General features: G+C 58.4%; 9 protein-coding genes and 1 pseudogene. 6 read left to right on the top strand and 4 right to left on the bottom strand.

What is annotated here, in order from left to right; translation table 11 throughout:
• Nucleotides 1-22: 22 nt before the first annotated feature.
• Entirely contained in the window at nt 23-1,006 is a 984-nt protein-coding gene (locus E0W60_RS35420; protein ID WP_135707471.1) for an ATP-binding protein, read from the top strand.
• An 863-nt stretch (nt 1,007-1,869) separates the two neighbouring features.
• Nucleotides 1,870-2,475 (top strand): hypothetical protein, encoded by a 606-nt coding sequence (locus E0W60_RS35410; protein WP_135707469.1) that lies wholly within the window; start codon nt 1,870-1,872, stop codon nt 2,473-2,475.
• A 73-nt stretch (nt 2,476-2,548) separates the two neighbouring features.
• Here E0W60_RS35410 and E0W60_RS35405 read toward each other — a convergent pair whose 3' ends face one another.
• Nucleotides 2,549-3,460 (bottom strand): LysR family transcriptional regulator, encoded by a 912-nt coding sequence (locus tag E0W60_RS35405; RefSeq protein WP_135707468.1) that lies wholly within the window; start codon nt 3,458-3,460, stop codon nt 2,549-2,551.
• Nucleotides 3,461-3,607: 147 nt separating this feature from the next.
• Between E0W60_RS35405 and E0W60_RS35400 the strand changes: the two genes are divergently transcribed.
• Nucleotides 3,608-4,000, top strand: a complete 393-nt coding sequence (locus E0W60_RS35400; protein ID WP_135707750.1) for a tautomerase family protein — start codon at nt 3,608-3,610, stop codon at nt 3,998-4,000.
• 53 nt (nt 4,001-4,053) lie between these two features.
• On the opposite strand, the gene E0W60_RS35395 is transcribed toward E0W60_RS35400, so the two are convergent.
• The gene (locus E0W60_RS35395; protein WP_135707467.1) at nt 4,054-5,127 is read right to left on the bottom strand and encodes a hypothetical protein; all 1,074 of its coding nucleotides are present in this window, start codon (nt 5,125-5,127) and stop codon (nt 4,054-4,056) included.
• A 141-nt stretch (nt 5,128-5,268) separates the two neighbouring features.
• On the opposite strand from E0W60_RS35395, the gene E0W60_RS35385 reads away from it, so the two are divergent.
• The 3 genes and pseudogenes from E0W60_RS35385 to E0W60_RS35375 all read left to right on the top strand — a co-directional run bounded on the left by E0W60_RS35385 (nt 5,269) and on the right by E0W60_RS35375 (nt 10,330).
• The gene (locus E0W60_RS35385; protein ID WP_135707466.1) at nt 5,269-6,468 is read left to right on the top strand and encodes an IS91 family transposase; all 1,200 of its coding nucleotides are present in this window, start codon (nt 5,269-5,271) and stop codon (nt 6,466-6,468) included.
• 362 nt (nt 6,469-6,830) lie between these two features.
• Nucleotides 6,831-7,037 (top strand): annotated as a pseudogene (locus E0W60_RS35380) (transposase domain-containing protein); the annotation flags it as partial.
• A gap of 1,850 nt (nt 7,038-8,887) precedes the next feature.
• Nucleotides 8,888-10,330 carry an amino acid permease gene (locus tag E0W60_RS35375; RefSeq protein WP_135707465.1) on the top strand — a complete coding sequence of 481 codons (1,443 nt, stop codon included), beginning with the start codon at nt 8,888-8,890 and terminating at the stop codon, nt 10,328-10,330.
• Between the two features lie 259 nt (nt 10,331-10,589).
• On the opposite strand, the gene istB is transcribed toward E0W60_RS35375, so the two are convergent.
• Both istB and istA read right to left on the bottom strand, forming a co-directional pair.
• Nucleotides 10,590-11,417, bottom strand: a complete 828-nt coding sequence (istB, locus tag E0W60_RS35370) for an IS21-like element helper ATPase IstB (protein ID WP_135707464.1) — start codon at nt 11,415-11,417, stop codon at nt 10,590-10,592.
• A complete protein-coding gene (istA, locus tag E0W60_RS35365; protein WP_135707463.1) occupies nt 11,414-12,913 on the bottom strand; it encodes an IS21 family transposase in 1,500 nt (499 codons plus the stop codon). The genes istB and istA overlap by 4 nt, the downstream gene beginning before the upstream one ends.
• Between the last annotated feature and the right edge of the window lie 268 nt (nt 12,914-13,181).

The following is a 13,181-nucleotide window of genomic DNA, read 5'->3' as shown; positions in this document are numbered from 1 at the left end:
TGTCCTTCGCGAGGGAGTCATCATGTCGCTTCAGATACCGCGTCCGATCGATCCATCGCTGCACCCGTTGGTCACCGGCAACTATCGTATCGCCACGCCGGCTATCGAAGAGCTCTACGAACTGGTCACTCGATGTCTGCGCTACAGGATCATGGGCGCCCTGATCTACGGCCCGTCGCGCATCGGTAAGACGCGGGCGATCGAGTACGTGCGATTGCTATTGGCACGCAATCACCCACGGATGACCAGCTACCACGCAAGATGCGAACACAAGCCGAGGCATGCGGAAGGGCCGTTCTTCGCAAACCTGCTTGAGGCGGTTGGCGACCAGGATCCTAACGCTGGCTCCAATCCGGCCAAACGTCTGCGCCTCGCGCTGAGGATACGTGAGGCCGCGGCTCGGGCAGGCAGTGGCACGGTTCTGCTCTTCGGTGATGAGGCGCAGCGCTACAACGACAATGAATACGAATGGCTGCGTGATGTTCACGATGCGTTGGATCGACAGCAGATCAAGCTGTTCACCTTCCTCGTCGGGCAGCAGGAATTGCTTGCGCAGAAGACGGCCATGCAGTTGGCAGGGAAGACGCAGATCGTCGCGCGGCTGATGGTCGAGGAATTGGCCTTCTACGGCATTCGAAATGCGAAGGACGTGGCGACGTGTCTGAGCGGCTATGACGAGACGGCTTATCCTGAGCGTAGCGAATGGAGCTTTACCCGATTTTACGTTCCGCAAGCCTTTGACGCTGGCTATCGACTGGTCAACGATGCCGACGCGCTGTGGGACGCGTTCGAGACGGCGCACCACAAGGCCAGCTTGCCTGGCACCCTGGAGATTCCAATGGAATCCTTCGCCCGTGCCGTAGAGATCCTGTTAAAGGATAGCGAGCTCAGGGATTGCCCGGGCTATTGTCCCGAGCCTGCGTTATGGGCTCACGCTGTACGGCATTCCGGTTATGTCCAGTCACGCCATGCAATCGGACGCGTGCTCGTCGCCGCCGCCTTGTGAGGGCCTTCTAAGGCGGCCGCGCTTTCCTATCCTCACGCTCGACGAGGCGAAGCTCACCCCGGCGCTAGGCTACGTGTTCGACAAGAAGTGGATCGACCCACGGGAATCGCTCGTCTCGATCTTGTGGAAGCTCAAAGTAGCGAATGCCTTGTCAGGTGTCGCTGTGATGCGGTTGATGAGGTTGGACATCGATCCCTACGAGAGCCTTCCGCCGAAGAGGGGATTCATCGATGTCGTTCGGCTGAACGAAGCGCTGGGCTTGCCAACAAAATCGCTGCACATGGCACTCATCGAGGAAACCAATCGGCGACGCTATAGCGAGGTGTTTCGCTACTGCCATTTCTGTATGGTGCGTGGGTACCACTCCCTCTTGCACCAACTAGAAACCGCGAGTCGATGTCCTGCGCATCGTTGCCCCGTGGAGTCGGCATGTAGGCAGTGCGGACATGAAGCGCCGTATTGCCTGAATGTGCAGCTTCTCGAGGCACCACACCGTTGCGCGCATTGTCATGCATTCTATGGCAACCGGGCTTGGCGACCCGACCGACCACGGCCCATGAGGCCGGACCAACGCATAGCGTTCGCGCGCTCGTACTTTGAGCAAGGCCTGGGATGCCGGAGCCATGGGTAGAAGGACGTTTACCGCTTCGGCTCTCCGATCTCGGCTCGCCAGATGGAGTCCGCGTAGCATTCCGGGTCCGCGCAGACATTTGCACGCCTTCGATTGACACTTCGCACCTCTCAGCCGGTGACAATATTAGTTCGCTCGGCCTAAGTCCTTGATTTTTTTGATGATGCGTCCCATGGCGGCGCCGTGCCGCGCGAATTGACGACATTCCTTCGGTAACGGTGACACTCTTCCTTTGTTCTACGATTTCTCCGAGAGCAACCTGACCTGGCAGCGTAGCCGAGAACTCCAACGGGCACACAACGAAGCCAACGCGCTGGAGCTTGCGCCCACGAATAGTCATTCACTTTCGCAGGCTCGTGAACAGATCATTGAGTCAGCCGAACTTCGGTTCGACATCGGCTTTTCGCAGACCGTGCGCTACGCCGGCCTCATATCGTTCATGACTTCCGTTGAGTGGTGCATGCGCTTGTTCGCCAATCGCCTTTCCTCACCACCGCCCATCGAGCCAAAAGAGGAAAACGAGGCGGTGCATGTCCTCAACTATCTCAACAGCAAGATCGCACATCGGCTGACCAGGGAAATCCAGACACTTCGCCAAATAGTTACCGTCCGAAATTGCGTCGTTCACGCTGCGGGCGTCATCAGCAGCTACCGATATCAGGCGGAAGTGCGAACGGCGCTCGCATCGTTAGAGGGATTTCGCGTATCCGACGATCCCATCCTCGGCGAGAAGGTTCACGTAGATGCATTCGCCGTGGATACCCTAGCGCATCAGATGCTCCAATGGCTACCAGCGCTCGACGGAGAATGCTCAACCAATGGAACATTCACGAAGTAGACTGAAGCGGTAACAGTCTCGGCGCTGCCTTCAACCAACCTGCTAGCGAAAGGTACGCCCCAACACATTGTCATCAAGACCTTTTGACAGACTGATACAACCCAAAAGTCTGAGAGAGAACATCGCCCAGTGCGCTCATAGCACGCTTAAGATTGCCGACTTCGATCGCGTGAATAAGCCAGACGTCCAGGCTGAGCGAAAAGTCAGGCACTTGCACGATCGCAAGGTCCTTCATATGGGCACTTTGTTTGAGCAGACTCCTGGGAGCCAAACCTAGGCCAAAGCCCGCAGCCACCAAGCGCAGTTGCGTCTCGGTGCCCTGCGTATCTACCCCCAATCGCACCTGCTTTCCTGCGCCTTCCACCGCGCGTTGCAGAGCGGCTCGATAGCCGCAGCCCAAGGGATTCAGGATCCACTCTTTCTCAGCAAGTTCATCGACGCTGGCTATTTTCGCCACGAGGGGCCTGCGTTTGCTCTGGACAACCAAGACCTCGATTGTGGCAATGAACCTCCGCTGCACACTCGGCGGAGGTTCACTTCCTGAAACAAGCATCAGCGTTGCAGCGTCCAGGCGACCCGCATCGAGCTCCCGCTGCAGCCCCGAACTCCATTCGGTAAGACACCGTAGATCGAGGCGCGGAAAGTCTGCCTTCATTTGCTTAACGGCTTCAAACAACGCTACATCCGCGACAACCTGCGTCAACCCCAGTCGGAATGTACCGCTCGGCTCTTCTTCCTCAGCGGTGATACTTATAAGCCGGTCTGCGTCCCGCAGCAACTGAATTGCGAATTGATAAATACGGCGGCCAACCGCTGTGGGGGTAACAGGCTTGCTCGAACGGTCGAAGAGCGCCACACCAAGGTTCGACTCGAGTTGCTGTATGCGCCTGGAGACCGCTGACTGCGTCAACGACAACGCGTCGGCGGCGGCGGTAACAGAGGTCTTGTCGACCACCGCCACGAATGCTTTGAGTTCATCTATCAATGGAGGACCTCTCGAAGCAAAACATGCGTATCACGCATGACGTTGATGATTATTATACGCTTGCAGCAACATCCCGCAGCAACTACCTTTGCAGTTGCCCGCTCGGGAGGCGGTTCAGAGCAACCCACTAACGTTGAAAGGTCAGTTATGCCACTCGTCAGAATCAACATTTCCCAGACTGCATCCGCTGAGACTGTTCGCGCCGTGAGTGACGTCGTCTACGCGTCCATGATCGACGTCGCGAATGTTCCGCAGCACGACAAATTTCAGATCATCACCCGCCACGCCGACGACGAGCTGATTTATCCAGCTGAGGGGTATTTGGGGATCGACTACACACCCAGTATCGTTTTCATTCAGGTCACGTGGAACGCCGGGCGATCTACGGAAGTTAAGAAGGCGTTCTATAAGGCTGTAGCCGAGGGGATTTCGCGCGAGACCGGCATCCGGATTCAGGACGTGTGGATCAGCCTCGTGGACGTCAACCGCGAAGACTGGTCATTCGGTAACGGCGAAATGCAGTACGCGCCCAAGGCATAGTTACCAGAGACGGTACACGTGAACGAGAGTGAATCAAACTGTGGGAGGTCAATTCATGCCGCTCGGTGCGCATTCGGCGAGTTCACAGCTATAGAAGTTTTGGTCAACCCGGCAAGTTTCTTAACCGAGAATTCTTTGTTGAGAACAGCAACTCTGACCTGCGCCAGACAGTGCGCTCCCTCGTCCGTCCATCGCATTTGTTGCTTCTTCGCCATGCGATGGCTGACCACCAGGTTCACCGCGGACTCGGCAATGCTGCTGCTGATTGGTAGTCCCTTGTGATAGCGCATGCCATAGTTCACGAGCGTACCGGCGTTGTTCTCGATATAGAAGTACAGGCGGCGCAAGTTCCAGTACAACGTCGAGTTCTCATAGCCTTTGTCCGCCAACAGCGTGGCATCCAATGCCTTGATGCGGAACACCGATTGTCGGCCCTTTCCATGCCAAACCAGCCACTTGGCGTGGTCGATCTCTGTCTCTACGGCGATTCGCTCGTCGGGCTCCATCGTCTGGCTTCCTAACACCGAGTTCCTGGCAGCCTTGAACTTCATCGCGATGTGAAACCAGTCCAGAATCCGTCCCCTGGCAAGCTGGCTGCCATCTACCGCCTTGCCAAATTCGCCAGCGTCATCGCTGATCACGGTGACTCGCTCGTCTCGAGCCACGCCGCTTGCAAAGAGAAATTGGTCCAGCCGCGCGGGCGCCGATGGCACCAGCTTATGCACGTACGCGTAGAGACGCGGGGTGCGATCAGCAAGAGTTGCGCGGCCCGCAACGATGTTGACATATCGATCCCGAGTCAACTTCTGCGCCCAAGGCGATTTTAGCTCGGCAAGGTCGCGCGCCGCTTTGCGGCTCTTGGGGCTGCTGCTGAAGCTCAGCCAAGCCGAGTCGACGCTCACGCAGCCGACGGTGGTCGATTCGCGAATCTGCTCTCCGCTGACCGCTTTGGGTCCAGACACGATATCGCGCTCGATCTGCGCGTCCAGCGCCCTCCCGATGGCGAGGATCCGACGGCGAGTACTACCGAAGGAAATCCCTTTGTCCAGCGGAGGGACCTCTCGAAGCAGCTCAGTGGCCTGACGGTAGGGTAGATGGGCAGCCCATTTGGCCTGCAGGTAGCGCAAATGTGCTGCAGCACATTTGCGCTACTTGCGCATCGCGACCAGCACCGTGTGCGCGACCACCAGCCCCTTCGACCGCCTCCCTCAACCACCGGCCTCGCCCATTTCGCCCGAGCCACCGCCCGCACGCGACTGACCGCGCTCATGCCGGCCCCGCTGGAGCTGGCGGACATCCTGCGCCGCCACGGTCCGTCGTATCGTCAACTGCACGCCGACTCGCTTGGTCGCGAGCCGCAGCGTGTCATGCGCGCCATCGAGCAATGCCGTACCGCGGCCTTGGGCGGTCATGTCGAGCAGTGTGATAGCTGCGGCCATCAGCGTATTGCCTATAACTCATGTCGTAATCGGCACTGTCCGAAGTGCCAGTCGCTCGCCCGCGCGCAGTGGCTTGACGACCGCCAGGCGGACCTCCTGCCTGTGCCGTACTTCCATGTCGTCTTTACCGTGCCCGAGCCAATCGCGGCAATCGCCTTCCAGAACAAGCGCGTGGTCTATGACATCCTGTTTCAGGCCACCGCCGACACCCTGCGGACCGTCGCCGCGGATTCCCGCCACCTGGGTGCCACGCTCGGCTTCATCGCGATCCTGCACACCTGGGGACAGACGCTGGTACATCATCCACACCTACACTGCGTCGTCCCCGGCGGGGGTCTCTCGCTGGACGGTAAGCGCTGGGTCGCCTGCCGACCCGGGTTCTTCCTGCCCGTGCGGGTGCTCTCACGGCTCTTTCGCCGACTGTTCCTCGAACAGTTGCGCCGCGCATTCGACGCCCGCGTGCTGCGTTTCCACGGCCAGCTCGAGCCGCTGCATGATGCCCGCGCGTTCGCTGCCTGGCTTGCCCCCACTGCCAGGTCCGAGTGGGTCGTCTATGCCAAGCCACCCTTTGGCGGTGCCGAACACGTGCTCGACTACCTGGGCCACTATACCCACCGAGTCGCCATCTCCAACAACCGGCTGCTCGCCTTCGACGGGCACACCGTGCAGTTCCGCTGGAAGGACTACCGGCACGAGCCCAGACAAAGGACTATGACGCTCACGGCCGACGAGTTCATCAGTCGCTTCCTGCTGCATGTGCTGCCCGACGGCTTCAAGCGCATTCGCAGCTACGGGTGGCTCGCCAACTGCCACCGTGCCGACAAGCTCGCCACCTGCAGGCAACTGCTCGGTGTCGAGGCTCCCGCAGCCAAAGCCGAGCCCGGGGAAGACTACCGTGACCGCTACCAGCGACTCACCGGCAGGTCACTGCGCGACTGCCCCGTATGTGGCAAGGGACATATGCTCCGCATCGAAGACATACCCGGCAGCCTTCCACGAGCCCCACCAGGTCCTGACAATGCGCCTTAGTTGCGACTGCACCCGTTTGCGGATTCGTTCGCCTTTCCCGACGAGGCAAACGCGGCCGGACTCGTCTCTGCGATACGCGAGCGCGCCAGAATATCTCAAAACAGCGGGTTACGAGCCCGTTGACACGCCCATTTCTGCATCTCTCGCCAGCGAAGCTTCCCCCGAACGCTGGAAATCCGGTTGCGGTCGCCCGCTTTGGACATCAGAAATTACCTCGGCGGTCATTCAACGCCCATAGCGGCCACCGCCTGCGGAGCGGCTTAGCACAAATGGCTTTTTAGTTACCGCTCGCGGGCGGATCCTGATCGGCTCCGTTATGCCTCTGCGGCCGCGATCGCTAACCAAAAAATCCTCTGCCTTGTCGAAAGAATTTTTTATTCGCCGGCGCCGACAGTGGCGGCGAGCGTGCGGCCGCCATGTACTCGCTCATCGGGTCCTGCAAACTCAACGGCATCGATCCTGAGGCCTATCTGCGTCACGTCTTGGCCCGCATCGCCGATCATCCCGTCAATCGGATCGACGAACTTCTGCCGTGGAACGTCGCCGCTCAACTGGCGTTGCAAGCCTAAAGCAGCACCATTTCTGTCTCGTCGTCAACCACGGTGCTGGCGATCCGCTTACTTATTGAGTTTCTTCGTAGCGCGTTCTCAGAATGATTCACACCCACACCTCCTAAGGTGGCGTAAGTAGAAGCCGTCTACGCACGCCACATGGCTGCGCCAATTGTTGAGGTTCACTTCGGTGGCTTAACCGTTGCGAACCCCAGAGAGGCACGACGATACTGTGCGGCGCCAAGCGAGCATGGCGGCGACGGCAAGGGGCCACACCCTATGGCGCTTCCTCGTCTGCCTGGTTGCAGACATTCTCAGCCCATGCACATTGCATCGGCTGTAAGCCACCGGGGGCTTTCTTTGTTTGGCCCAGACGCGACCGAAACTGTCGGATGCACGGAGCGGCTGCCAGTGGCGATTGTCGATCAATCGCGCCCAGCGTGATGGCTGGTAGCGCCTTCAGCACGCGCCAGGACGGCTTATCGCGAAGGACCATCGGGATCGCGAGTCCGGAGCTGCGCGCTAGTAACTCTTTGCCAAGGACCAGTGGCAGTTCTGTTAGGGAACTGTCGGCTCGCATGGCATCAGATATTAAAAAGTGCTTCGTGGGGCGCTTTCTGTGCGCCGTCACCTGTCTGCCTTCCGATGGCATTTGACGAGTGAGTCCTGTCACAGCAAGTCGCGCAATTTTCTACAAGCCGGATGGGCGCTTCTCTATTAACTTCGACTCACTGCAGACAGTGACTGTGCCCCTTGGACCTTGGCGGGGATCAGATCCAGCTGCCTCCAGGTTCCGTTGGCTATTCATTTGAGCTGGGACCAGGCATTCGTGGGGGTGGTGTGGTGGGGTTACCGCCCGGGCGCGGTGAGAGAAGGGACAGCAGGAGTATCGAATGGCGCTACGCGCGTACTACAAGAGAGACAAACTGACTATGCACACACAGCCGCTGCGCTGCTCCCCCGCAGACGGCGACAGCAAGTTCCGCGTGGTGTTTACCGCGACTTTTCTCCATCCACAGGGAGCAGGGCAACTGTCGGATCAAGGCGCCATTGCCGGATTGAAGTTCGAGCGAATAGTCCAGGACAGTGACGATCTCCTTCACTTCCCCCGAATACCTTCGAAGCGGCCTTGATCGTGGCGTCATCTTCCGAAAGTCGCAGACTGCTATCTACCCCTCACTAGGCCAGAGTCGGCCCTTTGCTGAGCTTCGGTCCGCTTAACTTCGGCGCGCTGCCAAGTCGCGTCGGCGTGCCGGTGATAGGGCACTGTACCGAGAAAATTCCCGAGGCCGGCAGTCCCGTTAGCCGCCTTCGCCTTGACGCCCGCGTTGATGCCCAGCGTGGGCCCGCAGCAGCATGAAGTCGAGCTGGACCCATTGTCTGCATAACGGCCTTCTGGTTGCCATCCGATCCCTGAGCGATTCGCTGTGCTACGAGAAGTCACGGAACTTGCGATGAAGCAGGAGTTGGCAGAAGCATGTGTCGAGGACATAAGAGAGGAAGCCGTGACACCGACTCTAGTTTCTCGCGCCACCGTATTGATCGGCGGAGGAGGGGCAGCCTTTGAGTCGAACGTCACCGCCACAACGCCCAGCTCGACAGTTGCGATGTCGAATGAATAAAAGGCGATATCAAGCAACGTCGATTTAAATGTGAGATAGATTTTACTCGTGTGTGATAAGGGCTTTAATCGGTATTATTGCCAAAACGCAAGCTTATTGATGCGAGGTGAAAATGTTCTATACATATCGATTTATATTGGGGAAGTGATATAGAAAGGTCAATGTTAAAGAGAAAAAGCAATGGCATTGTGAAAATCTGCTATAGAGATGCGTAAGTAAGATTTTGGTGTGTTTGAGGAGACATTAATGAGTTTATTTCGTACAAAAAGTCTTGAGCAATTGATAGAGGCGGGGCGTCGTCCACATGGACTGAAGAAGGTGTTGGGCCCTGTCGATCTGATCTTGATGGGTGTGGGAGCCATTGTCGGGACGGGGATCTTTGTTCTAACTGGCACAGGCGCCACCACTGCAGGGCCTGCATTGGTTTTTTCGTTCATTATTGCCGCATGTGCTTGTGGATTCGCTGCGCTTTGCTACGCGGAGCTGGCGTCGACCGTTCCAGTATCAGGATCCATTTATACATATAGCTACGCAACTCTAGGCGAGATCGTGGCGTGGGTCATTGGCTGGGATCTGATTCTCGAGTACGGGCTCAACGTATCCACGGTGGCGGTTGGTTGGTCCGGGTACTTTCAGTCGCTACTCTCCGGATTCGGAATCGCAATTCCGGCGGCGCTGAGTGCTGCACCAGGGTCAGTCCAGGGCGTGGATACCATAATGAATTTCCCGGCACTTTGTGTTGTTTTGTTAATAACTTCCGTGGTTTCAATGGGGGTTAGAAAATCATCGAAAATAAACAATATTATGGTGGCAATTAAGGTTGCCGTCGTGCTTCTGTTTATTTTTGTAGGGACGAAGCATGTCCAGCCTCAAAATTGGCAACCATTTGCCCCGTTTGGGAGCACGGGTGTGCTGAGTGCGGCAGCCTTAGTTTTTTTTGCCTTCATCGGTTTCGATGCGGTAACGTCGGCTGCTGAGGAAGTAAGAAAGCCAGAAAGAGACCTTCCTGTAGGAATCATCGGGTCATTGGCAATTTGCACAGTTTTTTATGTCGCAGTGGCAGCGATAATGACTGGGATCGTTCCGTATCAGAAATTTCTTGGTGTTGACCACCCAATTTCTCTTGCACTGCAGTCGGCTGGTGAGACCTGGGTTGCGGGATTTGTCGATTTGGGTGCGATACTCGGTATGACGACCGTATTGTTGGTAATGACATATGGCCAAACTCGCATCACGTTTGCAATGTCTCGTGACGGTCTATTGCCGAAATTTCTTTCGAATGTTCATCCGAAGCACGGGACACCTTTTATTACCACCTGGATTGTTGGGATTATTTTTGGTGGGGTGGCTGCTTTCATGCCACTTCGCGTCCTTGCTGAGCTTGTCAATATCGGGACTCTGGCAGCCTTTTGTCTAGTGGCTACCGCAGTTATGGTGTTGCGTAGAAAGCGCCCAGACCTGAAGCGGTCTTTCCGTTGCCCAGGCGTGCCGGCTGTACCTATCCTCGCGATTCTGATGTGTCTGACTCTGATGTCGTATCTTCATTGGGTGACTTGGGTGGCATTTGGTGTATGGATGTCGATTGGCATTGCAGTGTATTTCCTTTATGCACGCTCGAGATCGACTCTTGGGCTTGATGCGATGAACCGTAGCGGTCGTAGACAGGCTGTAGTGCACTTGACGGAGTGATCGAGGCCGCCGTCACGATGCGTTTTGAGCTGGCCCCGCTTCCGCTGAGCACGTCGTTGCTGATGCGTCGGTGGGGCCACGGGAAGGCGGCGTGCACGTACAGAGAAGCTCAGCAGCTGGCGTGCGGCGGAACGATAGTGGCGAGTGCCCGTGGACGTACCTTCTCGCAACTGCAAGGCAGAGTAGACAGCGTCAAGCAGGACGGCCGGTCCAGCGACAACCATCTTGGCCGGTTAGCCGGGATGATTGTCGGTAGGTCTTAGCTCATGGTTGTCGCTCCGATATCGTTGTGATTGTCGTTGTCGCTGGATGATCGTCGTCGGCTGGACTGGTTGTCGCTGGCGGTGCGCCGGCGGTAGCTTTCGACGTTCATTTCGAAGATCGTCGAATGGTGGACGAGCCGGTCGATAGCGGCGATGGTCATGCCCGGATCGGGGAACACGTTGTCCCACCCAGAGAACGGCTGATTGGCCGTAATAAGCAGACTGCGCCGCTCATACCGTTCTGCGATCAGTTCGAACAGCACGCTCGTTTCCGCCTGGTCCTTACGGGCGTACGAGAGATCGTCAAGGATGATCAGGTCGAAGCGGTCGAGCTTGGCCAGCGTGGCGGGCAACTGCAGGCTTTGCCTTGCCGCCTGGAGTTTCTGGACGAGCTCGCTGGTACGCGTAAGCAGCACCCGGTAGCCAGCGTCGATCAGCGCGTGTCCGATGGCCGAACCAAGGTGGCTCTTGCCGCCGCCAGGCGGGCCGAAGATCAGAACATTGGCGCCTTTCTCCAGCCAGGAATCCCCGGTAGCCAACGCCATGACGTGAGCCTTGGAGACCATCGGCACCATGCTGAAGTCGAACGTGGCCAGCGTCTTCGTCAGGTCCAGGCGAGACTCGGTGCGGTGGCGTTCGATGCGGCGCTTGGCTCGTTCGGCTAACTCATGCTCGAGCAAGGCACCAAGCAGGCGGGTGGCCTGCCAGCCTTCCTTGTCGGCACGCTGCGCAAACTCTGGCCACAGGCGGCCGATAGTAGGCAGGCGCAGCTCGTTGAGCATCAGGGTCAGGCGCGCGGAGTCGTGGGGGATGGGTGCGTTCATGCTGCCGCCCCCTGGCCCAGCAGGGCGTCATAACAACTGGCCGGTGGCATCTGGACATGAATGACCGGGCAGTCGGCTTGCCGCGGCGCAAACTCCTCGCGCAGTGCCTCCAGGTTCGGTAGCGCCCCGTCGGACAGCATCGCCTCCAGGCGCGTGGCCAATACAGCCTCGATGCCGTCCATGGCAGCCAGCTCAAGTAGGCCAACCATCGTCTTGCATGCATCGCGTTGCGACACGCGGACGTCAAGCTGCTCCCAGGTTCGCCGATAGGCCTCCCGCGGGAACAGTTCGTTGCGGAAGGCTAGTCCCTTGAAGGCCTGCGGCTTACGCTTGAGGCCGTCTATGAAGTGCCGATAGTCGATGGACCGCCGGGTACTGTTGGCGGCGTGGGAACCACGAGGGGTGCTGAACACCATCGCTCCAGACAGATAGCAGTCCAGTCGATAGCCATAGACACGGACCTTCAGACGGTGGCCAATCAGGCGCGACGGCGCGCTGTAGAGGATGCCGCGCACGGTAAAGGTGCTGCACCGGGTAACTCGCGCTTCCTCCTCGGCGAAGTCGGTTGTGCGCCGAGGCGGCAAGTCCATAAGCTGCTCGCGCTCGATGCGGAACGCCGCAGCATTACGTCGGTTGCGACGCATTACAACGTCGCGCAGGAATTCCTCATAGGCGGCTCGATCCTCGAAGTCCCGGTGACCGCGCAACATCAGCGCCTGGTCAACGGCCTCCTTCAGATAGCGGTGGGACGATTCTACGCTGCCGTTCTCGTGGCCTTTGCCGCGGTTGTTACGCGTGCCATTCATCCCATAGTGTTCCAGCAACGCCTCGTAACGCGTTGTGAAGTCCTCCCGCTCCCGCAGGTTCTTGAACGCCGCAGACAGGCTGTCGGTGCGATGCTCGCGCGCGCAGCCGCCGGCCTGCCAGAGCGCGTTCTGCAAGCCTGAGGACAGTGCCTCGAAGCTCTCTCCACCTTCGACCACCTGCGCATACTCCCATCGAGAGAACGCGAACACAAAGTGATACAGGCGGTGATCGAACCGGAGGCCGGCGATGGTGACGTCTAACGCCCGCATATCGGTGAAGTCCGACAGCGCCCGGATGCCCGGCGCATGCTCCTGCGGGAAGAATATCTCCTTGGCCGGGCCGGACACGGCCCGCCATTGGCTGATGCGTCGCTCGAGCGTGCGGCGTACGCTGTCGGGATATTGGCCGGGGTGGTCGTCCTGGAGCTTGCGTAGGATGGTGATGGCCTGCAGACGTGGCTCGCTCTTGAGCATCGGAACGACTTCCGTGTCCCAGACATCGGTGAACGGATCGGGCCGTGATCGCCAGTAGCGACGCGGCTTCTGAGACGGCAGACGGGCATCACATTCGATACGCCGAGCGCTGCGTACGCTGATGCCGGCCTTGGCGGCGGCAATCTCCTGGCTGTGTTCTTTGCGTTTAGACATGTAGAGGCGAACCTGTTGGTCGGTAATACGGGGTCCAGACATTGACTGACCGCTTCGAGATGCGATCAGCCATCGTAGAACCCGGCCAACTCGGCGCCGCCGGTGGCGGGAACTCTCCGGCGGCTACGCCGCCTCCGAGTCCCCGCCACCGGCCAAGATGTTTGTCGCTACGCCGGACAAAATGATTGTCGCCGCCCACAGAGCGGTCATCTCCACGGTGATAGCGCGGAACAAGGAGCGCCAGTATAGGCTCTTGGCTCTTTGGGAAAGCGAAGTTGCACCGTGGAAAAGTTCAGCAATATTTTACAAG

The organism is Cupriavidus oxalaticus (assembly GCF_004768545.1).
Classification (GTDB): domain Bacteria; phylum Pseudomonadota; class Gammaproteobacteria; order Burkholderiales; family Burkholderiaceae; genus Cupriavidus; species Cupriavidus oxalaticus_A.
This window is presented reverse-complemented; position numbering and strand designations above follow the sequence as displayed.